This is a genomic window from Lentzea guizhouensis (assembly GCF_001701025.1).
GTDB lineage: Bacteria > Actinomycetota > Actinomycetes > Mycobacteriales > Pseudonocardiaceae > Lentzea > Lentzea guizhouensis.
Genome location: NZ_CP016793.1, coordinates 551,986 through 573,570, shown reverse-complemented (window position 1 = coordinate 573,570; position 21,585 = coordinate 551,986). Strand labels below are relative to the sequence as shown.

At 69.2% G+C, this 21,585-nt stretch carries 21 protein-coding genes and 1 tRNA gene; 16 read left to right on the top strand and 6 right to left on the bottom strand.

Annotated elements, in window-relative coordinates:
- Window positions 1-6 precede the first annotated feature (6 nt).
- From BBK82_RS02765 to BBK82_RS02755, 3 genes are all read left to right on the top strand, one after another.
- The gene (locus BBK82_RS02765) at window positions 7-1,569 is read left to right on the top strand and encodes an alpha/beta hydrolase (RefSeq protein ID WP_237048013.1); all 1,563 of its coding nucleotides are present in this window, start codon (window positions 7-9) and stop codon (window positions 1,567-1,569) included.
- Between the two features lie 214 nt (window positions 1,570-1,783).
- Window positions 1,784-2,551 carry a mechanosensitive ion channel family protein gene (locus BBK82_RS02760; RefSeq protein WP_065913568.1) on the top strand — a complete coding sequence of 256 codons (768 nt, stop codon included), beginning with the start codon at window positions 1,784-1,786 and terminating at the stop codon, window positions 2,549-2,551.
- Between the two features lie 141 nt (window positions 2,552-2,692).
- Window positions 2,693-3,748 carry a glucose-1-phosphate thymidylyltransferase gene (locus tag BBK82_RS02755; RefSeq protein WP_065913567.1) on the top strand — a complete coding sequence of 352 codons (1,056 nt, stop codon included), beginning with the start codon at window positions 2,693-2,695 and terminating at the stop codon, window positions 3,746-3,748.
- Window positions 3,749-3,754: 6 nt separating this feature from the next.
- Here the strand turns inward: BBK82_RS02755 and BBK82_RS02750 are convergent, their stop codons facing one another.
- Entirely contained in the window at window positions 3,755-4,792 is a 1,038-nt protein-coding gene (locus BBK82_RS02750; RefSeq protein ID WP_065913566.1) for a winged helix DNA-binding domain-containing protein, read from the bottom strand.
- Window positions 4,780-5,889, bottom strand: a complete 1,110-nt coding sequence (locus BBK82_RS02745; RefSeq protein ID WP_083267751.1) for a phytase — start codon at window positions 5,887-5,889, stop codon at window positions 4,780-4,782. The genes BBK82_RS02750 and BBK82_RS02745 overlap by 13 nt, the downstream gene beginning before the upstream one ends.
- Before the next feature lie 55 nt (window positions 5,890-5,944).
- Here BBK82_RS02745 and BBK82_RS02740 point away from each other — a divergent pair, with 55 nt between their 5' ends.
- The 4 genes from BBK82_RS02740 to BBK82_RS02725 all read left to right on the top strand — a co-directional run bounded on the left by BBK82_RS02740 (window position 5,945) and on the right by BBK82_RS02725 (window position 10,335).
- Entirely contained in the window at window positions 5,945-6,568 is a 624-nt protein-coding gene (locus tag BBK82_RS02740; protein WP_065913565.1) for a nicotinamide mononucleotide transporter family protein, read from the top strand.
- Complete coding sequence (locus tag BBK82_RS02735) at window positions 6,565-7,740, top strand: M14 family zinc carboxypeptidase (protein ID WP_065913564.1); 1,176 nt, start codon at window positions 6,565-6,567, stop codon at window positions 7,738-7,740. The genes BBK82_RS02740 and BBK82_RS02735 overlap by 4 nt, the downstream gene beginning before the upstream one ends.
- 360 nt (window positions 7,741-8,100) lie before the next feature.
- Window positions 8,101-9,339 (top strand): GNAT family N-acetyltransferase, encoded by a 1,239-nt coding sequence (locus BBK82_RS53675; RefSeq protein ID WP_237048012.1) that lies wholly within the window; start codon window positions 8,101-8,103, stop codon window positions 9,337-9,339.
- A 390-nt stretch (window positions 9,340-9,729) separates the two neighbouring features.
- The gene (locus BBK82_RS02725; RefSeq protein WP_065913563.1) at window positions 9,730-10,335 is read left to right on the top strand and encodes a hypothetical protein; all 606 of its coding nucleotides are present in this window, start codon (window positions 9,730-9,732) and stop codon (window positions 10,333-10,335) included.
- A 59-nt stretch (window positions 10,336-10,394) separates the two neighbouring features.
- On the opposite strand, the gene aceE is transcribed toward BBK82_RS02725, so the two are convergent.
- A complete protein-coding gene (aceE, locus tag BBK82_RS02720; RefSeq protein ID WP_065913562.1) occupies window positions 10,395-13,154 on the bottom strand; it encodes a pyruvate dehydrogenase (acetyl-transferring), homodimeric type in 2,760 nt (919 codons plus the stop codon).
- A 323-nt stretch (window positions 13,155-13,477) separates the two neighbouring features.
- Here aceE and BBK82_RS02715 point away from each other — a divergent pair, with 323 nt between their 5' ends.
- The 8 genes from BBK82_RS02715 (at window position 13,478) to BBK82_RS02680 (ending at window position 18,233) form a co-directional block, all read left to right on the top strand.
- A complete protein-coding gene (locus BBK82_RS02715) occupies window positions 13,478-13,909 on the top strand; it encodes a DUF3052 domain-containing protein (RefSeq protein WP_065913561.1) in 432 nt (143 codons plus the stop codon).
- Window positions 13,910-13,990: 81 nt separating this feature from the next.
- Window positions 13,991-14,455, top strand: coding sequence for a peroxiredoxin (locus BBK82_RS02710; RefSeq protein ID WP_065913560.1), 465 nt, complete (start codon window positions 13,991-13,993; stop codon window positions 14,453-14,455).
- Window positions 14,456-14,492: 37 nt separating this feature from the next.
- Window positions 14,493-14,564: transfer RNA gene (locus tag BBK82_RS02705), tRNA-Val, on the top strand.
- Between the two features lie 153 nt (window positions 14,565-14,717).
- Window positions 14,718-15,089: a hypothetical protein gene (locus BBK82_RS02700; protein ID WP_065913559.1), complete on the top strand. Its 372-nt coding sequence runs from the start codon at window positions 14,718-14,720 to the stop codon at window positions 15,087-15,089.
- A gap of 30 nt (window positions 15,090-15,119) precedes the next feature.
- A complete protein-coding gene (locus BBK82_RS02695; RefSeq protein ID WP_065913558.1) occupies window positions 15,120-16,316 on the top strand; it encodes a cytochrome P450 in 1,197 nt (398 codons plus the stop codon).
- Between the two features lie 14 nt (window positions 16,317-16,330).
- Window positions 16,331-16,828: a GNAT family N-acetyltransferase gene (locus BBK82_RS02690; protein WP_065913557.1), complete on the top strand. Its 498-nt coding sequence runs from the start codon at window positions 16,331-16,333 to the stop codon at window positions 16,826-16,828.
- A 76-nt stretch (window positions 16,829-16,904) separates the two neighbouring features.
- Window positions 16,905-17,198, top strand: a complete 294-nt coding sequence (locus BBK82_RS02685) for a hypothetical protein (RefSeq protein WP_065913556.1) — start codon at window positions 16,905-16,907, stop codon at window positions 17,196-17,198.
- A gap of 9 nt (window positions 17,199-17,207) precedes the next feature.
- Window positions 17,208-18,233: a saccharopine dehydrogenase family protein gene (locus BBK82_RS02680; RefSeq protein ID WP_065913555.1), complete on the top strand. Its 1,026-nt coding sequence runs from the start codon at window positions 17,208-17,210 to the stop codon at window positions 18,231-18,233.
- A 221-nt stretch (window positions 18,234-18,454) separates the two neighbouring features.
- Here BBK82_RS02680 and lipA read toward each other — a convergent pair whose 3' ends face one another.
- The 3 genes from lipA to BBK82_RS02665 all read right to left on the bottom strand — a co-directional run bounded on the left by lipA (window position 18,455) and on the right by BBK82_RS02665 (window position 20,892).
- Window positions 18,455-19,456: a lipoyl synthase gene (gene lipA / locus BBK82_RS02675; protein ID WP_065920780.1), complete on the bottom strand. Its 1,002-nt coding sequence runs from the start codon at window positions 19,454-19,456 to the stop codon at window positions 18,455-18,457.
- A 240-nt stretch (window positions 19,457-19,696) separates the two neighbouring features.
- On the bottom strand, window positions 19,697-20,587 hold the full coding sequence (locus tag BBK82_RS02670) for an oxidoreductase (RefSeq protein ID WP_065913554.1): 891 nt from the start codon (window positions 20,585-20,587) through the stop codon (window positions 19,697-19,699).
- Window positions 20,584-20,892, bottom strand: coding sequence for a hypothetical protein (locus BBK82_RS02665; protein ID WP_065913553.1), 309 nt, complete (start codon window positions 20,890-20,892; stop codon window positions 20,584-20,586). Before BBK82_RS02665 ends, BBK82_RS02670 begins: the two co-directional genes overlap by 4 nt.
- 89 nt (window positions 20,893-20,981) lie before the next feature.
- On the opposite strand from BBK82_RS02665, the gene BBK82_RS02660 reads away from it, so the two are divergent.
- On the top strand, window positions 20,982-21,572 hold the full coding sequence (locus BBK82_RS02660) for a TetR/AcrR family transcriptional regulator (protein WP_065920779.1): 591 nt from the start codon (window positions 20,982-20,984) through the stop codon (window positions 21,570-21,572).
- The last annotated feature ends 13 nt before the right edge of the window (window positions 21,573-21,585 follow it).

The following is a 21,585-nucleotide window of genomic DNA, read 5'->3' as shown; positions in this document are numbered from 1 at the left end:
TTCGTCTTGCGTAGGTTCCCGGCACTCGTTCTGGGGGTTGCCACCCTCATGGCCGCGGGCACGGCCGCGTCCGCGGACCCGCCCGACCCGCTCGCCGAGTTCGTCGCCCAGCCGGTCACCTGGGCGCCGTGCAAGGGCAAGCTCGCCGAGCTCGAGTGCGCGACGCTCGTCGCGCCGCTCGACTACACCAGGCCGGCCGGCGACCGGATCAACCTGACCATCAGCCGCAAGAGGGCCGCGGCACCGGACCGCCGCCGCGGCGTGCTGTTCACCAATCCGGGTGGACCTGGTGGATCAGGGCTCGGGCTGCCGCAGTTCCTGGCCAAGTCCGAGCTCGCGCAGGTCTACGACCTGATCGGCATCGACCCGCGCGGCGTCGGCGGGTCGACCGCGCTGAACTGCCGCACCGTGCCCGCGATCGCCGCGCCGGACTCCCGGCCGGCGGACGCCGACTTCGGCAAGTGGGCGGCGGAGGCGCGCGCGGCGGAGGAGGCCTGCCAGCAGTCGGCCGGCGGGATCCGGCAGTTCGTCAGCACCGCGAACACCGCGCGGGACATGGACGTCGTGCGCGGCGTGCTGGGCGAGCCGAAGATCAACTACCTGGGCTACTCCTACGGCACCTACCTGGGCGCGGTGTACGGGACGCTGTTCCCCAACCGGCTCGACCGCAGCGTGCTCGACAGCGCCGTGCACCCGGAGTGGATCTGGCGCGAGCAGTTCCGCCAGCAGGCCGTGGCCTACCGGCGCGACGTCGAAGCGTGGGCCAGGTGGGTCGGGGAACGCCACGAGAAGTTCGGGCTGGGCAAGTCGCAGGCCGAGGTGCTGGCCGAGGTGGAGAAGGTCGCGGCCAAGCTGCACGCCACGCCGGTCGAGGGGCACACGCGGTCCTCGTTCGACGGCGCGCTGGGCGTCGGCGGCCGCTACCGTCCACTGTGGACCGACCTGGCGGGCATCGTGGTGAAGCTGCGGTCGGGGGAGCAGGCCGCGAACGCCGCCGGCGCCAAGGCCGCGCAGGTGCTGGCCAAGACGGGGCTGGACGAGCTGCGGTCCGGCGTGTTCGACACGGTGACGTGCGAGTCGGACTGGCCGACCGACCTCGACACCTACTTCGAGGACATGCGGACGTTCCGGGAGCGCTACCCGTTCGGCTACGGCATCATCCGCGCCGCGCCGATGACCTGCACGTTCCGCTCGTTCACCCCGCCGGAGCCACCGGTGCGGATCGCGCGCGCCGGCTACCCCGTCGGCGTCGTGGTGCAGGCCGAGGGCGACACGCAGACGCAGTACGCGGGCGGGCCGGCGATGGCCACGCGGCTGGGGCACAACCTGATCACCGTCGTCGACGAGGGCAAGCACGGCATCTACGGCGGCGGCAACCGGTGCGTCGACGAGAAGGTCAACCGCTACCTGATCGACGGCGGCCTGCCGGGCAGCATCTCGCAGTGCGCCGGCGACCCGCGCCCGGACGTGCCGAAGGACGGTTCCGGAGCGCCCGCCGCGGCACCCGCGCTGTCGGCCGAGCGCATCCAGCAGTACCTGGACGGCCGGGGCCTGAGCGCCCGTCCGTGAGTGGCCGGAAATGTGGAAGCGCCCGACACGGAGCGTGTCGGGCGCTTCCCTCTCCCCGGTCCCCACCGGTAGTTCCACTCTGGACTGTATTGAGACAAAAATCCACGTCAGCCACCCTTTCGTGTCACAGTGTCGCGGTTGCTGGGCGGTGTGATCCGCGAAACGATCACCTGGTCGGATCTTCACTCACCGCAACTTTGTTCTAGGAGGGCCCGTGGGCTCGCAAATCACCGAGGGCCTGGGCCAGGCGTGGGCGATGGTGGCCACGTTCGTGCCGAAGCTGCTCGGCTTCCTGCTCGTCCTGGTCATCGGCTGGTTCATCGCGAAGGCGCTCTCGAAGGGCGTGAACTTCCTGCTGAAGCGCGTCGGCTTCGACAAGCTCGTGCAGCGCTCCGGCCTGACCGGCGCGATGAAGCAGTCGTCGATGGACGCGACCGGCCTGATCGCCAAGATCGTGTACTACTTCGTGCTGCTGATCGCGTTGCAGCTGGCGTTCGGCGTCTTCGGCGCCTCGAACCCGGTCAGCACGCTGCTGAACGAGGTCATCGCCTACCTGCCGCGCATCGTCGTCGCGCTGGTGCTGGTGATCGTCGCGTCGGCGATCGGCACCGCGCTGCGCGGCCTGGTGACCGGTGCGCTCGGCCAGCGCTCGTACACGAAGCTGCTCGGCAACATCACCTACGGCTTCGTGATGGCGCTGGGCGTCATCGCCGCGCTCAACCAGCTCGGCATCGCCGTCTCGGTCACCATGCCGGTGCTCGTCGCCGTGCTCGCCACCGTGGCCGGTGTGATCATCATCGGTGTCGGCGGCGGCCTGGTCCGCCCGATGCAGTCGCGCTGGGAGGGCTGGCTGAACCGCGTGCAGGAGGAGGCGCAGGCCCAGTCGCCGATGCCGCGCGCGTCGCAGGAGATGCCGGCGAACGTCGGCGGCCGGATGGACGCCCCGACCCCGCCGTCGGGCACGCCGATGTCCGACAGGTAGTCGCACCTGCTGGGAGGGGCGTCGCGCAAACATCACGCGCGGCGCCCCTTCCTCGTGTTCTGACGGTTCTCCAGCTGTCGTCCAGCAGGCGGCCGGACGCTCGTGTCCTGCCGAACGTTCCGCTGCCGCGGTGGAGGACCCATGAAAGCCCTTGTGCTGTCCGGAGGCGCGGGAACACGGATGCGCCCGGCCGGGCATTCCCTGCCGAAGCAACTGGTTCCCATCGCGAACAAGCCGGTGCTGGAGTACGTGCTGGAGAACCTGCGGGACATCGGGGTCACCGAGATCGGCCTGGTCGTCGGCGAGAACGGCAGCGAGATCATCGAGATGTTCGGCGACGGCGCCGTGCTGGGTGTCTCGCTCACCTACCTCGACCAGGACTTCGCGCTGGGGGTCGCGCACTGCGTGAAGATCGCCCGGCCGTTCCTCGGTGACGACGACTTCGTGCTGTACCTGGGGGACTACGTCCTCGCCGAGGGCATCGGGCAGATCGCCGACGAGTTCGCGCGGCTGCGGCCGTCGGCCCAGGTGCTGGTCGACAAGGTGGAGGACCCGCGGCTCTACGGCGTGGCCGAGGTCGACGAGAACTCGCGCGTGACCCGGTTGATCGAGCACCCGCGCGAGCCCCGCAGCGACCTCGCGATGATCGGGGTCTACTTCTTCACGCCCGCGATCCACGCCGCGATCGACGCGATCGAGCCGTCGTGGCGGGGCGAGTTCGAGATCACCGACGCGTTGCAGTGGCTGGTGACGCACGAGCGCGACGTTCGGGCGCGGATCTACTCGGGGTTCTGGAAGGACACCGGCCGGGTCGAGGACGTGCTGGAGTGCAACCGCGAGCTGCTGATGGGGCTGCGCGGGGACGTCCAGGGCATCGTCGACGACGAGTCGCGGCTGATCGGTGACGTCGTGGTCGAGGAGGGCGCGCGCGTGGTGCGGTCGTGCATCGTCGGACCGGCGATCATCGGGCCCGGCACGCTCGTCGAGGAGTCGATCATCGGCCCGTACACGTCGATCGGCGCGGACTGCCGGATCACCGAGTCCGGGGTGGCCGACTCGATCGTGCTGAACGAGGCGTCGGTGCACAACGTGTCCGGCATCGAGACGTCGCTGATCGGGCGGCGGGCGCGGGTGGGGTCGGGCGGCCGCCACCGGCTGGTCGTCGGTGACGGCGCGCGCGTCGACGTGGCTGCTTGACGGTGCCTAGGCGCGCAACCAGGTCTGGAGGCGGTCGGCTTCTTCCGCGACCGCCTGCTGCCTGCTCCTGGGCAGCTGGTCGATGTAGTCGACCCTGACCTGCTTGTCCTTGGCCGACCAGGTGGCGACGACGTAGCCGTCGACGAGGACCGTGGGCTTGCCGCCGATCACGACGCCGAGGCGGTCGTCTGCGATGACCCGCCGGCGGTCGGCGTGGGCGAGCAGGATGTTGTCGAACTCGGGCAGGAAGCGCACGGGCAGCTCGGTGTCCGCGTCCGGGCGTGGGGCGCCGGGCAGGTCGAAGAGCTCCTTGCCGGCCTCGTTCCGGAATGTGACGAGCCGGGGCCGCAGCGCTTCGAACGTCTCGGCGAGCCTGGTGATGCCGGACCACTGCTGGGCGTCCATGACGGTGGCCGGGCCGAACGCGTTGAGGTAGCGCAGGACGAGCTCTTCCTTGGGCATGGCCTCCTGCGGTTGACCGAGCCAGTTCTCGACCGTCGTGCAGATCGCGCGCCCGCTGGTGTGCCAGAGGCCCCTGGGCGGGAGCTGGACGAGGGCGAGCTTGTTGCGCAGGGCGTTGCCCAGGACGGTGTGCTCGCGGTCGGGCCAGCGCTGTTTGAGCTGCTTGCCGGCGTCCGCGGTGCCCATGGCGGTGTCGTCGAGGATCTTGCGGCCGGCTTCGGCGACCTCGTCGAGGTCGAGGCCCTTGAGGGGCTTGGAGAACGGCCCGCTCTGCAGTTCGCGGTCGAGCTTGAGCTGGGTGTGCGGGCGCAGTCCGAGGGCGTCCTTCGCGCTGACCAGGTGGATCGTGCCGCGCATGAGCAGGATGCGGACGGCCTGCCTGGAGGTGAGGAGGTCTTCGAGCTCTGCCGGCTGGAAGTCCTGGAGGCGGGTCCACAGGCCGACGTAGGGCGACTTGGGTTCCTGCGCCTGGATGCCGAAGAGGTGCTCGATGGTGGCGAGCGCGCTGTGGTCAGCGCGCTCGCGCAGCATCTGGCGTTCGATCAGTGCCCGGTTGAGCTCGTCCTGGCTCAGAGTCCCCATCGGGACAGGTTATGCCGGATGAACGCGAAGCCGGTGCCGTTCTCGCGTTCTCCGTCGTGCACGACGAGCAGGTTGAGCTTGCCGACGACGATGTCAGCGCCGTCGGAGTGCTCGACGCCCTCGACCCGGAAGTCCTTGAGCGGCTTCAGGTCGGTCTTGCGGTAGGCGACGAACCGCGAGTCGCCCTGGCTGGAGGCGAGCAGCACGTCGCCGGCGATCGTGAGGCCCTCGGCGTCGGCTTCGAGCCACTGGCCGCCGAAACCGGGGTTGGGGCCGTCGGCCTCGCACTCCTCGGTCTCCGGGTCGTACTTCTGCGGTGCACCGAACGTGCGGACCTTGTCGACAAGCTGCGGCTTGCCGAAACCGTTCGCGCGCAACGGGATCCGCCAGATGCCGACGTCCTCCTGAGCGGCGTAGAGCGTGCTGGTGCGCTCGTCGATGACCATGCCCTCGACCTGCGGTCCCTCGCCGGGCTCGCCGCAGACGGTCCAGCTCTTGCCGTTCGGCAGGGTGAAGGTGTCCGGGAGATCCACAGTGGACACCTTCTTGGTGTCGTACCCGTTGTTCCTGGTGACGTGCAGCAGGGCGATGCTGGTCTCGCTGCGGCGGCTGGTGACGACGACGTCCTTGCCGTTGACGTGACCGGCGGCCAGGCCGTAGACGGTGTGCTGGTCGTCGACCTCGGCCTCGGTCTTGCTGAAGACCGGCTTGGTGTCCGGGTTCGTGACGTCCCTGGCGCCGCGTTCGTCCACTTGGAACACCCGGATGCGGTCCCGGCCGCGGTCGCTGACGAACGCGAGGTTCCCGAGCACGTCGACGTTGTTGTACCGGCCGGGCTTGGCGTCCGGCGTCGGGGGCAGCGGCGCCGGGTGCACGTCGATCGTGCGGCCGTTCAGGTCGAACGCCGCCAGGCCGCCTTCCTTGAGGGTGCCCAGGACCACACTGCGTTCGGTGTCGCGCGGGTTCACCCAGATGGCCGGGTCGTCCGCGTCGGCCGGCTCCTCGAACGTCTGCGTGATCACCGTCGGTGTGATGACGGGCGTGGTGGGCGCAGTCAGGAACAAAGGCACGAGCGCGAGTGCTAAGGAAGATGACATGGTGGGAACGTAGGAAACACCGGTATACGGCGACTGAACCACGGGGGAACAAGCCGTGTGGTACGAGTTGGGATTGACGCTCTTCGGGCAGAAGATCGCGTACACGGAGCTGGTCGGGCAGGTGCTGGCGCTCGCCGTCGTCTTCCTGGCGCAGCGGCGTTCACTCTTGACCTGGCCGGTGCAGCTCGTGTCCGTCGCGCTGCTGTTCACCGTGTACATGTCCTCGCACCTGGGCGGACTGGCCACGCGCCAGGTCGTGGTCGGCCTGATCGCCGTCTACGGCTGGTACGCGTGGGTGCGCCGGCGTGACCCGGTGTTCGGCGTCGTGGTGCGCGCGGGCTCGTGGCGCGAACGCGGCGTGGTCGCCGGCGTCTTCGTGGCGGGCACGGTCGCGTTCGCCCTGGTCCTCGACTGGCTGGACGCCTCGTGGGCACCGTGGCCGGACGCCGCGATCTTCGTCGGCACCGTGCTCGCCTTCGCCCTGCAGGGCCTCGGCCTGGTGGAGTTCTGGCTGGTGTGGCTGGTGGTCGACGCGGTCGGCGTGCCGCTGCAGATCCAGTCGGGCCTGTACTTCAGCGCGGTCGTCTACCTGATCTTCGCGGGCCTGGTGGTCCACGGTTTCATCGACTGGACGCGCACCGCCCGCCGGTTGACAGAGGCGGCAAAGTCTCCCCTATGAGGGGACTGATCGCGTTACTCGCCGCACTGTCGTTGCTGGTCGCCGTCCCGGTCACCGCTGCAGCCGCTCCCGGGCCGCGCACCGGGTTCGAGCTCACCGGCAGGTGGACCACCGAGTCCGAGGAACAGACCTACCTGCGCTCACTGGGCCTGCCGCTCACCCAGATCGGCACCACCCTGCAGGGCCGCCCCGTCCAGCTCGTCCGGGTCGGCCTCAGCTCCGCCCGCACCGTCGTGCTCTTCATCTGCTCCCAGCACGGCGACGAACCGGCCGGCCGCGAGGCGTGCCTCATCCGCATGCGCTCCCTCCCGCGCACCGGCCCGGTGACCTACCTGTTCATCCCCAACGCCAACCCCGACGGCCGCGCCCTCGACACCCGCGGCAACTCCTCGGGCATCGACATCAACCGCGACCACCTGCTCCTGCGCACCGCCGAGGCCCGCGCGATGGCCGCCGTCATCCGCGACTTCGACCCCGACGTCATCCACGACCTGCACGAGTTCGGCCCCACCGCGCCGTACTACGTGAAGGACGTCCTCTGGCTCTGGCCCCGCAACCTCAACGTCGCCCCCGGCGTCCACTCCCTCTCCGAAACGCTCTCCCGCTCCTACATCCGCCCCTCCGTCGAAGCCGCCGGCCGCACTTCGGGCGTCTACGGCATCTACGTCGACCCGGTCACCGGCGAACCCATCCGCCAAGTCGCCGGCGACGGCCAGGAACGCATCCTCCGCAACACCGGCGGCCTCAAACACGGCATGGGCCTGCTCGTCGAAACCAACGTCGACAACACCCCGCGCTTCCGCGTCGACTCCCACCTCCTCGCCCTGGACGGCACCCAGTCGTTCACCCGCACGAACCGCTCGGCCATCGAGTCCGCCAACGCCGCCTCCCGCGCGGTGCGATCGGGCCCGCTGTACTTCGGCGGCGCCGACAACCAGCCCCCGGACCCGGCGGACGTGCTCTCGCCGGTTCCCTGCGGCTACGTGCTGACCGGCGCCCAGTACGCCGAGCACCGCGACGAGCTGGACCTGCACGGCATCAAGTCCCAGTACCTGCGCGGCGGCGACCGCATCGTGCCGCTGAAGCAGGAGGCCCGCTCGTACATCCCGCTGCTCCTCGACGCCCGCGCCGACGAGCCTCTGATGCACGCCCGCCCGGTCCCGCAGTGCTGACCCTCCGCCCCCGCTTCTAACTCGTTGGGCACCGGTGCCGCTTCTCGGCGCCGGTGCCCAACGCGCTGTGCCGCTGCCGCGCCGCGCAGCCCGCCGCCCGCTCGCCACGCATCGCCCGCCGCCTACGTCCGTCACCGCCTGCCGTTGCATGCCTCCGTCGCCCGTTGCACCCGAGCAGGCCCGCTTGGCCGCACCGCCTCGTTGCAACCGGCGCCAGCGCCTTCCCGCCGCAACGCGCTGACCTGCCCCTTCCCGCCCTGATGCAAAATACGTTTGCGGACGTCAGCAAACGTATTTTGCACAACTGATATATCGGTGCACTGATATATCGGTCGCGGACGATCCCGAGCACGTGGTCCGATGCGTGCCGTGCGTGTCGACCGGTACAGCTACTTCGCCCTGAAAAGCACGACGATCTCCGCAGCCGAGATGACCCGGCGCCTCGGCCTCGAACCGGACGAGGCGCTCGTCCGCGGCAGCAAACGCCCCGAGACCGACCTCCCGCGAGCTCACGCCTGGAAGCTCGTCCGCCGGAGCACCGAACCCGTCGACGAGCAGGTCCAGCACGTCGTCGACCGCCTGCTGCCCATCCGCGACGAGCTCGTCGCCCTCACCGCCGCCCCCGACATCACGGCGAGCATGGTGGTGGTGCGCTACTTCCGCGACGACCCGGACGACGCCGAGCTCGGCTGGCCCCTCTCCGCCGACGTGCTCGCGTTCCTCGCCGAGGTGCGCGCCTCACTCGACGTCGACGAGTACGACCTCGTCGAGCCCGCCGACGAGCCGTCGCGCAAGCTCACCACCGGCCTTCTGACGAGCATGGAGCAGAACCTCGCCGAACACGCGTCCCACCTCCACCGCCACCTGCCGAACGCGACCGTCACGCAGACCGACGACCTCCTGATCGCCGACAGCGGCCTGCCCGACGACACGTTCAACATCGTCGCCTCGGCCCGCTTCACACACGCCACCGCCACCGCCCGCGTGACCGAGACGGTCACCGCGCTCAGGGCGACCGGCCGCCCGTTCTCCTGGTGGGTCAGCCCCGCCACCACGCCGCCCGACCTCGCCACCGCGCTCACCCAGGCCGGCCTGCCCGCGGCGGAGTCCGAAGCAGCGATGTGGACGGAGCTGTCCGACGCCCTCCCGGAACCACACGCCGAAGGCCTCGACATCCGCCGCGTCACCACCGAAGCCGAGCTCGCCGACTACGCGGCCGTCCTGGCCGCGAACTGGGACCCGCCCGCCGCCACGGTCCGCCAGTTCTACGCCGACACCGCCCCACACGCGTTGCACGGCCAAGCCCGCTACCTCGTCGGCTACGTGAACGGCCGGGCGGTGTGCACGGCGGAGGTGTTCCTGCACGCGGGCGTCGCCGGCATCTACAACATCGCGACCCTCGCCACCGACCGCCGACGCGGCTACGGCGGCGCCATCACGCTGGCCGCCCTGCACACCGCACGTGCTGAGGGTTACCGCATCGCAGTTCTACAAGCCTCTAACGAAGGTGAGAGGGTCTATCGGCGGCTCGGGTTCAGCATTGCGGGCCAGTTCACCGAGTATGCCCTCGCGCCAGGCGGTGACATCAGCAGGCTGTGACGTCGTCTTCGCAGACGTCTCAGTCCTCGCAGACGCCTCAGCGGCCCGTGAACCCCGCGCTGCGTCCAGTGGCGGTTGTTCGTGTGGGCGGCGGTCGCCCTGGCCGGCACAGTCGTTTTGGCGGCTTTTCTGGCGCATCTGTCCTATCGCGCCGATCCACACCGTTCGCGCTCTGGCTGGCGACCAGGCGGCAGCGTTCGGCTGAGCAGACCCTCGAACTGCAGCGCGAGATGTCGGCGACAACGGTGACCGACAGCACGGAGCGCCGGCTCACCGAGCAGTACAGCAAGGCGATCGAACAGCTCGGCCACGAGAAGGCGGCCGTCCGGCTGGGCGGCCGTCTACTCCCTCGAACGCCTCGCCCAGGAGCACGCCGGGCACCAGCAGACCGTGGTCGACGTCTTCTGCTCCTACCTCCGCCTGCCGTTCGAGCCGACGGCGGCTGACCGCGCGCAACTCGCCGAGCTGGAGGTCCGCCACACCGTCCAGAGCATGCTCTGGGAGCACCTCGGTGACCCCGAGCAGCGAGCGGTGGGCAGCAAGCGCTGGCCGGACATCGACCTCGACCTGTCCCGCGCGAGGCTGGTCGACCCGGTACTGCGGATGCTCTCCGTCCGCAGCCTGAAGTACGAGAACACGTTCGTGCACGGGCACGCGGACTTCTCCCGCCTGCGGGTGGCAGAGCACGCGGCGGTGGGCGGCTCGAAGTTCCACGGCACCGCCACGTTCGCCGGCGGGGTCTTCGCCGACGGCCTGGCGTTGATCGACTGCGTCTTCGGCTCGAAGCTGGACATGTCGGGGGTCAGATGCGGACACCTGCTCGCGGTGACGAAGTGCCACGTCCGCGGCAACCTCGACCTGACGGGGTGCAAGGTGCTGCGGAGCGGGATCGTCAACTGCCGCTTCGGCCGCGACCTCGTGCTGCGCGACGCCGAGTGCGAGGCGGTCGTGGTCAACCTGCGCAACCTGGTCGAGCACTTCGGGTACGAGCGCTGAGAACGGCCGAGGGGCCGCCCCGCGCGCAGCGGAACGGCCCCTCGAAACAGCTCCAAGACCTACGCGAGGCCCGCGTCCGACGTGGACGGACCAGCCGCCTGCACGTCGTCGATGCGGTACTTGCGGGCCGCCTCGACCACCTTCGACTGCTCGACCTCGCCGCGCTTGGCCAGTGCGGCCAGCGTGGCCACGACGACCGACTCCGCGTCCACCAGGAAGTGGCGGCGGGCGGCCGGGCGGGTGTCGGAGAAGCCGAAGCCGTCCGTGCCCAGCGTGGTCATGTCGGTCGGCACGTAGGGGCGGATCAGGTCCGGGATCGCCGACGCCCAGTCGGACACGGCGACCACGGGACCGTCCACGTCCGACAGCACCTGTGTCACGTACGGCACGCGCGGCTCGGCGTCCGGGTGCAGCAGGTTGTGGCGGTCGGTGTCCACGGCGTCGCGGCGCAGCTCCGAGTACGACGTGGCGGACCACACGTCCGCGGAGACGCCCCATTCGTCGGCCAGCATCTGCTGGGCCTTCAGCGCCCACGGCAGACCCACGCCCGAGCCGAGGATCTGGGCACGCGGGCCACCGGTCGCCGGGCCGTCCTGGTACTTGTACAGGCCGCGCAACAGGCCTTCCACGTCTAGGTTCTCCGGCTCGGCCGGCTGCACGTACGGCTCGTTGTAGACGGTCATGTAGTAGAAGATGTTCTCGGCGTTCTCGCCGTACATCCGCCGCAGACCGTCCTTGACGATGTGCGCCACCTCGAACGACCACGCCGGGTCGTAGGAGCTCACGGCCGGGTTCGTGTGCGCGAGCAGCAGCGAGTGGCCGTCGGCGTGCTGCAGGCCCTCACCGGTCAGCGTCGTGCGGCCCGCGGTGGCGCCGAGCACGAAGCCGCGCGCCATCTGGTCCGCCGCCGCCCACAGGCCGTCACCGGTGCGCTGGAAGCCGAACATCGAGTAGAAGATGTAGATCGGGATCATCGGCTCGCCCTGCGTGGCGTAGGACGTGCCGACCGCCGTGAACGACGCCGTGGAACCCGCCTCGTTGATGCCCTCGTGCAGGATCTGGCCCTGCTCGGACTCCTTGTAGGCGAGCATCAGGTTGGCGTCCACCGAGGTGTACGCCTGGCCGTTCGGGTTGTAGATCTTCTGCGTCGGGAACATGGAGTCCATGCCGAACGTCCGTGCCTCGTCCGGGATGATCGGGACGATGCGCGGGCCGATCTCCGGGTCCTTCGCGAGGTCGCGGACGAGCCGGACGAACGCCATCGTCGTGGCGACCTCCTGCTTGCCGGAACCGCGGCGGATGCCGTCGTAGACCTTGTCGCCCGGCAGCACGAGCGTCTTCGACTTCGTGCGGCGCTCCGGCACGAAACCACCCAGCTGGCGGCGGCGTTCCTGCATGTACTGGATCTCCGGCGCGTCCTGGCCGGGGTGGTAGTACGGCGGCAGGTACGGGTCGGCCTCGAGCTGTTCGTCGGTGATCGGGATGCGCAGGCTGTCCCGGAAGCCCTTCAGGTCGTCCAGGGTCATCTTCTTCATCTGGTGCGTCGCGTTGCGAGCAGCGAAGTGCTTGCCGAGCGAGTAGCCCTTGATGGTCTTGGCGAGGATGACGGTCGGCTGGCCGACGGTCTCGGTGGCCGCCTTGTACGCCGCGTAGACCTTGCGGTAGTCGTGGCCACCGCGCTTGAGGTTCCACACCTCGTCGTCGGTCATCGGCTCGACGAGCGCCTTCGTCCGCGGGTCACGGCCGAAGAAGTGCTCCTTGATGTAGGCGCCGTCGTTCGCCTTGTAGGTCTGGTAATCGCCGTCGGGCGTGTTGTTCATCAGGTTGACCAGCGCGCCGTCGCGGTCGGCGTGCAGCAGCGCGTCCCACTCGCGGCCCCAGACGACCTTGATGACGTTCCAGCCGGCACCCCGGAAGAACGACTCCAGCTCCTGGATGATCTTGCCGTTGCCGCGCACCGGGCCGTCGAGGCGCTGCAGGTTGCAGTTGACCACAAACGTGAGGTTGTCGAGCTGCTCGTTCGCCGCCAGCTGCAGCAGGCCGCGCGACTCCGGCTCGTCCATCTCGCCGTCGCCGAGGAACGCCCACACGTGCTGGTCGGACGTGTCCTTGATGCCGCGGTCGCGCAGGTAGCGGTTGAACCGCGCCTGGTAGATCGCGTTCATCGGGCCGAGGCCCATCGAGACCGTGGGGAACTCCCAGAAGTCCGGCATGAGCCGCGGGTGCGGGTACGACGGCAGGCCGCCACCCGGACCGGCGTGCGAGTACTCCTGGCGGAAGCCGTCGAGCTGGTGTTCCGACAGCCGGCCCTCGAGGAACGCGCGCGCGTACACACCGGGGGAGGCGTGGCCCTGGATGAAGACCTGGTCACCGCCACCGGGGTGGTTCTTGCCGCGGAAGAAGTGGTTGAAGCCGACCTCGTAGAGCGAGGCGCTGGACGCGTAGGTCGAGATGTGGCCACCGACACCCACGCCGGGACGCTGCGCGCGGTGCACGGTCATGGCCGCGTTCCACCGGATCCACGCGCGGTAGCGGCGCTCGGTCTCCTCGTCACCGGGGAACCACGGCTCCCGCTCGGTGGGGATGGTGTTGACGTAGTCCGTGCTGATCAGCGAGGGCATGCCGACCTGGTTCTCGCCCGCGCGCTCCAGCAGCCGCAGCATCAGGTACCGCGCGCGCTGCTGTCCGCCGCCCTTGAGGACCTCGTCGAACGACTCGAGCCACTCGGCCGTCTCTTCGGGGTCGATGTCCGGCAGGTGTGCTGCCAGGCCGTCGCGAATGACACGTACCCGCTCGGGGCCTGTGTTCTGCGGGCTCAAGGTGTCTCCTCGGCTTCGTTGGCGGTACACGCGCTGGCCCGGAAACCGTGCCACGCGCTCCTATCGTTGTCCTTGCGCGACGACTTCGTCACCGCTACTGATCGGTAGTTCTGGATCGTGTCGCTCACGCGCGCGCGATAAGAGGTATGTAGAGCATGCGTCATGCCAGTCTAGGGATGTTCACAGGGGTCCCTGTTACGGCGTGTCACGTGGTCAACAGTTGCGCCGGGGGTAGCCGACAGTGTTCGCTGTCCGGTGTAGTGGACTCTCCGGCGACAGTCTTCACAGGCTGTCGCCCTTGCGTAGTTGGAGGAGTGAAAACCGTGGTCGCCGCGGAAGACGCCGGCAAGATCGGCGTCGCCGAGAAGCTCGGTATTGAATCGGGCATGGTCGTCCAGGAGATCGGCTGGGACGAGGACGTCGACGACGCCCTCCGTGCCGCGGTCGAGGAGCGGATCGGGGCCGACATCCTCGACGAAGAGGCCGACGAGACGGTGAACGTCGTCTTGCTCTGGTTCCGGGAGGACGACGGCGACCTGGTGGACTCCCTCCTCGAAGCCACCAACCTCCTGGCAGAAGACGGCATCATCTGGGTGCTGACCCCGAAGACGGGCCGCGATGGTCACGTCGAGCCGAGCGACATCGCCGATGCCTCGGGTACTGCGGGCCTCTCGCAGACCTCGAACATCAGCGTGGCCGACGACTGGGCGGGCACCCGCCTGGTGTGGCCGAAGTCCGCCAAGGCCAAGCGCTGACTCGAGCACCGCTGACATAGGCTTGGTCACGGGCGGTTGTCACCCGTCCGTGGTCAGTCTGTCAACCCGGAGGGTCTCTTCATGGCGGTCGAGGTCGGTTCGGAAGCCCCGGACTTCACGCTCAACGACTACAACAAGCAGCCGGTCACGCTGTCGTCGTTCCGCGGCTCGAAGAACGTGCTCCTGGTCTTCTACCCGTTCGCCTTCAGCGGCACCTGCAACGGCGAGCTGTGCCAGCTGCGCGACGAGATCGCCGCCTACGAGGACGAGAACGTCCAGGTCGTCGGCATCTCCATCGACAGCGTCTTCGCCCTCAAGGCCTGGGCGACGCAGGAGAACTACACGTTCCCCCTGCTGTCCGACTTCTGGCCGCACGGCGCCGTCGCGCAGTCCTACGGCGTCTTCAACGACGCGGTCGGCATGGCGCTGCGGGGCACCTTCCTGATCGACACCGAGGGTGTCGTGCGCTTCGCCGAGGTGAACGGCCCCGGTGAGGCCCGCGATCAGGAAGCCTGGAAGAAGGCCGTAGCCTCCCTCAAGGCATGATGTAGGAGTCCGCGCGCTTCGCTGGTGCGTGGATGACGGGCGTGTAGCTCAGCGGAAGAGCACTCGGTTTACACCCGAGCGGTCGCAGGTTCGAACCCTGTCGCGCCCATCGCACCCGAGGCCCGGACCAGCACGTGATCACCATCACGCGCAGGTCCGGGCCTCGTGCTTTCGCGGACACCTGGAACCAGCCAGGTCGGTGCCGTACTTTGTCGCCTGTCGGGGACGTTTGGGCCCACCATCTCCGAAGGACGACGAACCTGTGAAGCGCAAGGGCAAGACCGCGGCACCCGTCCCTGGCATCGTCACGCAGGAGCAGGTCAAGCTCCTCGCCCTGGTCGAGCAGGGCGGTGTGCACCGCGGCGCCACCAGCTGGTACCTGGAGCACCGGCCCGCCAAGCACTGGGACGCCGACGACCTGGAGATCCTGCAACTGCGCGGCTGGATCACCTGGGTGAAGCCGCGGCGCGCGATCGACCACGGGATGGCCGCGCCGGTCGACATCACGCCGGAGGGGCGTGTGGCGTTGCAGCACCACCTGCCCGACTGGGTGCTGGGGCGCAAGGCGATCGCCGCGTCGCCGCCGCGGTTGCCGGCCGTCGAGACGATCGGGGCCTTCGACGCCTTGCCGTGACGCGCTGAGATGGGACCGAGGGGGACGGACATGACGAACCTGCTGGCCGGTGGGGAGCTGCGGGCCCGTGAGCACCACCGCATCGAGGACGAGGCGCGCGCGGCCGGGCCGGTGCACCCCGCCACGCTGCCCAACGGCGTCCAGCTCCTGGTCGTCACTGCCGGGCTGCAGCTGACCCGCACGCTGCTGGCCGACCAGCGGTTGTCCAAGGACAGCGACGCGCTGCAGCGGGAGATCAAGCGTCAGCTCGCGGCGCTCGGCAGCGGTCAGACCGAGCTCGCGGGGCTGTTCGGGCCGAGCATGCTCAACAGCGACAACCCCCAGCACGCCCGGCTGCGGAGGCTGGCGGCCAAGGCGTTCACCGGACAGGCGGTGCACCGGCTCGCGCCGCGCGTCGAGCAGATCACCGCGGAACTGGTGGGCGCGTTGCCCGCTGGGGAAGTGGTCGACGTCGTCAAGGCGGTGGCCGTGCCGATGCCGTTGCACATCATCGGCGAGGTGCTCGGTGTGCCTGAGGACGACCGTGCGCGCGTACGCACGTTGATCGAGACGATGATGTCGATGGAGCCGGAGGTGTCGCAGCCGGCGAGTGACGCCTTGGGCGCCTACTTCCACGCTCTGCTGAGCGGCAACGGTCTGGACGAGGGCTCGCTGTTCGGTGCGTTGGTGGCGGCCGACGACGATGGTGACCGGTTGACGCACGACGAGCTCATGGCGATGGCGTTCCTTCTCGTAGTAGCAGGCCACGAGACGACGGCGGCGCTCATCGCGAACGTCGTGCACGACGCGTTGGACCACGGTCTGTGGGAGAAGGTCGCGGCCGACCCCGCACTGGTGCCGGTGGTCGTCGAGGAGACGCTGCGGCACAACTCGCCGGTCCGCAGCGCCACGCACCGCATCACCACCGAGCCCGTCGAGATCGACGGCGTGCTGGTTCCGGAGAACACACTGCTGCTCATCAACCTCGGCGCTGCGGGACGGTGCCCGGTCGCGCACGAGGACGCCGCGCGGTACCGGATCGACCGGGCCACGACGGGGCATGCGACGTTCGGGCACGGCCCGCACTTCTGCCTGGGGTCCGGGCTCGCGCGGCTGGAGACGGAGACCGTGCTGCGCCGGCTCACCGCCCGGTTCCCGCGCGCCCGGTTCGCCGGTGCCGAGCAGCCCGTCGTGACGCACAACGACATCATGGTCAGCGTCAGGCAGCTTCCCGTCGTCTTCGGCTGACTGGTCTGGCCCACGTGGAGATCATCCGAGGGGGAGCGGAGCACGTCGACGCGGCCGCGCTCATCTGGGCGCACGCCGTGGCGGCGCGTGACGGCTATGCCGAGGTGCCGACGCTTGCGGAAGCCCGTCCCGGCGTGGAGAACGCGTTGGCGAACGAGCCGTCGTTGTTCCTGCTGGCCTTCGAAGGTGATGAGCCGGTCGGGTTCCTGGCCGGTGGTCCACACCAGACAGACGATCATGCCTACGTCAACTATGTCGGTGTGCACCCGGACGCGTGGGGCAACGGCGTCGGGGAGGCGTTGCTGAGAGCGCTCCCAGGGTTGCTGGTCGAACGCGGCTATGCGGCGGCGCAGTTGCACGTCTTCATCGACAACGTCCGTGGCGTGCGCCTGTACGAACGGCTCGGCTGGCACAAGACCGGTGCCGCTGCGCCGCATCCGCGATCCGGCCGAGTGGAGCAGCGCTACGAGATCCTCGTCGCAACGCCGGGTCCGGGCCGGGACGCCGTTTAGCGGGGGATTAGGGGTTCAACCCCAATGCGGCTGACCAGGGCTATCCCTCAGTCCATTCGAGACGTAATTTCCTCTCATGTCACTGCGCACGTTCGCCGTCGTGGTCGGTCTCGCGTTCCTGCTCGGCGGGAGTGCGATCCTGCTCGTGGAACTGGCCGTCGAGGCGCCGAGCGGGGCGCTCGTCCCGTGCGGCAACGGCCTCGGGTTCGGCTTCGACGAGCCGGCCGCCGCCGCGGTCGGAACGGCCTATGTGGACATCTGCGCCGACCTGCGCCAGCGCCGGCTGCTCTGGGCGCTGCCCGTCATCGGCGTGGGCCTGCTGATGTTGATCGGCTCGTTGGTGGCTTCCCGTGACGCTACTCGCCGGTAAGGTCGCGGCATGACGTGGATGGTCTACGGCGCCAACGGCTACACCGGCCGGCTCATCGCCGAGCTCGCGGTCGAACGGGGCGAACGCCCGGTCCTCGCGGGCCGCTCCGCCGAGAAGGTCGAACCGATCGCCGCCGCGCTCGGGCTGGAGCACCGTGCGTTCGACCTGTCGAACGCGCGCGAGCACCTGACTGACGTCGACGCCGTCGTGCACTGCGCCGGCCCCTTCGCACACACCGCGACCGCGATGGTCGACGCCTGCCTCAAGACCCGCACGCACTATCTCGACATCACGGGCGAGATCGACGTCTTCGAGTCCATCGGCCTACGCGACATCGACGCGCGCAAGGCCGGCATCGTGCTGCTCCCCGGCGCCGGCTTCGACGTCGTGCCCACCGACTGCGCGGCCGCGATCCTGAAGAACGCCCTCCCGACCGCGACCCACCTCGACCTCGCCTTCGTCGTCGGGGGAGGAGCCTCCGCGGGCACCACCAAGACCTCCGTCGAGGCCGCCGCCGTCGGTGGCCGGATCCGCGAGGACGGCGAGCTGAAGAGCGTCCGCATCGGACACCGCCGCCGCACGGCCTACTTCCGCTCCGGCCCGCGCGAGGTCGGCAGCATCCCGTGGGGCGACGTCAGCACCGCCTACCGCTCCACCGGCATCCCGAACATCACGACGTTCACCCTCGTGCCCGGCCTGCTGGGGCAGCTCCAGCAGGTGTTCGCGCCGATCCTGCAGACACCGCTCGTGCAGAACGTCGCCAAGTCCGCCGCCGCCAAGGTCAAGGGGCCTGACGAACGCAAGCGCGCCAACACCCGCGCCGAGGTCTTCGGCGAAGCCTGGGACGCGCACACCAAGGTCGAGTGCGCCATCACCACCCCGAACGCCTACAGCCTCACCGCCGACTCCGTGCTGCGCGCCATCGGCAAGCTCGACGGCGTCGCACCCGGTGCCCACACGCCGTCCAGCGCGTTCGGCGCCGACTTCATCCGCGAGCTCGACGGCGTCGTCGTCGGCGAGGTCCGTCGCAGCTAGCTTCCTGGTCCGTGAGCTGCAGCAATGCCACCGATATATCAGTCGGGCGCCAGCTCATCTCATGCAAAATACGTTTGCGGACGTCCGCAAACGACTCATTGCAAAGGGGCGGGTAAACGAAAGCGCCCAGCTGGTACCGGCGGTGTGAACTGCCGATATATCAGCTGAGCGCGGTCGTTGCGGAGCTCGGCGGCACCGTGCTCAGTGCAGCGAGCTTGGCGTCAGCGCGGCGCGAGCAGGCTGGTGATCTCCTGCGAGGCCGACACGGTGAGCAGGTGCTGGAGGTTCTCCGGCAGCTCCTCGCCGCGCTTCTGCTTGGCCTCGGCGTACAGGCGGCCGGCGCGGTAGGAGGAGCGGACCAGCGGACCGGCCATCACACCGAGGAAGCCGATCTTCTCGGCCATCTCCTTGTGCTCGACGAACTCCTCGGGCTTCACCCAGCGCTCGACCGGGTGGTGCCGCGGCGACGGGCGCAGGTACTGGGTGATCGTGATGATGTCGCAGCCCGCGTCGTACAGGTCGCTGAGCGCCTCGGTGACCTCTTCCGGGGTCTCGCCCATGCCGAGGATCAGGTTCGACTTGGTGACCAGGCCGAACTCGCGCGCCTTGGTGATGACCTCGAGCGAACGCTCGTAGCGGAACGCGGGACGGATGCGCTTGAAGATGCGCGGCACCGTCTCCAGGTTGTGCGCGAGCACCTCGGGCCGGGACTCGAAGACCTCGGCGAGCTGCTCGGGCACCGCGTTGAAGTCCGGGATCAGCAGCTCGACGCCGGTTCCGGGGTTCATCTCGTGGATCTGGCGGACGGTCTCGGCGTACAGCCACGCGCCGCCGTCGGCCAGGTCGTCACGGGCGACGCCGGTGACGGTCGAGTAGCGCAGACCCATCGCCTGCACCGACTCGGCGACGCGGCGGGGCTCGTCGCGGTCGAGGTCGGCGGGCTTGCCGGTGTCGATCTGGCAGAAGTCGCAGCGCCGGGTGCACTGCTCACCGCCGATCAGGAACGTGGCCTCGCGGTCTTCCCAGCACTCGTAGATGTTGGGACAGCCGGCCTCTTCGCAGACCGTGTGGAGGCCTTCGCGTTTGACCAGACCCTTGAGCTCCCGGTATTCGGGGCCCATCTTCGCGCGCGTCTTGATCCAAGACGGCTTCTTCTCGATCGGCGTCTGGCTGTTGCGGACCTCGAGCCGCAGCAGCTTCCGACCCTCCGGTACCACAGTCACCACCTCACCCTACGCTGCGCCTCCGCGTGTCCGGCGTCACGCACGACCAGGTCGAGGTGAGACCCGGAACCGGACGCGCGTGGAGCAGTTCCGTTGTTCACGATCTGTTGTTCACACAGTTGGTGTCGACCATGAACAACAACAACCGGTTGAAGATGTTCCCTGCCCGGAGGTGACGACCGGGTAGCCGGTGTCTTCCACCTCCCCCCAGGCGAAGGCACCGGCCTCAGCACCTCTCATCTAGGGCAGGTCGGGGGTGATCCCGGTCAGCTTGACGGTGAGGTCCCAGAGGCGGCTCGCGGCGAGGTCGTCGCGAGCCGCCGGGGTCATCCCGGCGACCGCGGGGTGGCCGCGGAAGCCGTTGAAGCCTCCCGGTCCGTAGTACTGGCCACCGCGCGCGTCCGGTGAGGTCGCCGCGTAGAGCTGCGGCAGCGCGCCCATCTCGACGGACTGCGAGAACAGGTGGCTGAGGCGGCCGCCGATGCGCATCACCGACGACCTGTGCGCGCTGGCCATGTTGTTGGTCAGCTCGGTCGCGGTCATGCCGGGGTGCGCGCCGATCGACGTCACGTCGGCGCAGCGGCGGTCAAGCTCGCGGGCGAAGAGGATGTTGGCGAGCTTGGACTGGGAGTACGCGGCGGCGGGGTTGTACGTGCGGCGTTCCCAGTTCGGGTCGTCGAAGCTCATGCGGCCGTACTTGTGCATGAGGGACGCCACGGTCACAACGCGCGCGCCTGGCCGTTGCCGCAGCGCGGGCAGCAGCAGGAACGTCAACGCGGCGTGACCCAGGTGGTTGGTGCCGAACTGGCGCTCGAAGCCGTCGACCGTCCTGCCGTGCGGGACGGCCATGATGCCGGCGTTGTTGATGAGCAGGTCGAGCGAGCTGACCCGGTCCGCGGCGGCGCGCACGGAGCTCAGGTCGGCGAGGTCGAGCGGGAGGACCTCGGCGGACCCCTCGACCTGCCGCAGGGCTGCTGCGCCGCGTTCCGCGGAGCGACAGCCCATCAGCACGTGGGCGCCCTTGGCCGCGAGCACCTGGGCGGTGCGCAGGCCGAGGCCCGAGTTCGCACCGGTCACGAGGACGGTGCGGCCGGTCTGGTCGGGGATTGCTGCGTCGGTCCAACGACTCATGGAGTCATTCCTACCGCCCGGTAACTGTCGAGCGGAAGGTGGGCGTCGAGTACCGCTCGCAACACCGGCTCGTCGGCGGCGAGCTCCGCGGTGACGCGTTCCTCGTCGACGGGGCCGTCCAGTGCGGCGGTCTCCATGCGCGCGGTCAGCTTGTTGGTCCAGCGGTGCTGCAGCGCCAGCAGCAGTTCGTCGAGCGAGGAGAAGACGTCCGGATCCACGATGAGCGGAGCGGACGGGTCGCGGCGGGCGTCGTGCAGCACGGCGTCGAGCGCGTCACGGCGGCGGTAGTGGTTCGCCCAAGTCATGGTTCGTACCCCCGGTCTCTCGCATACCCTCGGTATGACACGACCATACCACCGGTACGTACCGTCGGTATGTGAGATACGTTTCGGTCGTGCGAACACGACGCGCCGAGTACTCGGAGTCGACCAGGCAGGCGTTGGTCGACAGCTCGGTCGACCTCTTCACCAAGCGCGGCTACGCCGGCACCTCGCTCGACGAGGTCGTCAAACGCGCCCGTGTGACGAAAGGCGCGCTCTACCACCACTTCAGCGGCAAGCAGGCGTTGTTCGAAGCTGCTTTCGCACAGGTCGAGACGAAGTCGATCGAGTCGCTGACCGCCTTGGTCACCGGCGAGGGCGAACCGTGGGACGTCGCGGTCGCGGGTCTGCGTGCCTATGTCCGCAAATGCCTCGACCCCGAATACCAGCGGATCATCGTGCACGAGGCGCCGGTGGTGATGGGCTGGGAACGCTGGCGCGAGGCCGAGGAGCACTTCAGCTTCGGCCTGCTGCGCACCGCGGTGCAGCTGCTGGTGGACGCCGGCGAGATCGAGGAGGCGCCGGTGGAGATCATGGCGCGGCTGCTGTTCGGTGCGCTGTCCGCCGGCGCGAGCACCATCGCCAGCTCGTCCGACCCGAAGCGCACCGGCCGCGAGGTCGAGACCGCGATCCTGCGCGTGCTGGAGGGCCTGCGCAAGAAGTAGTCGAGTTCGGCCC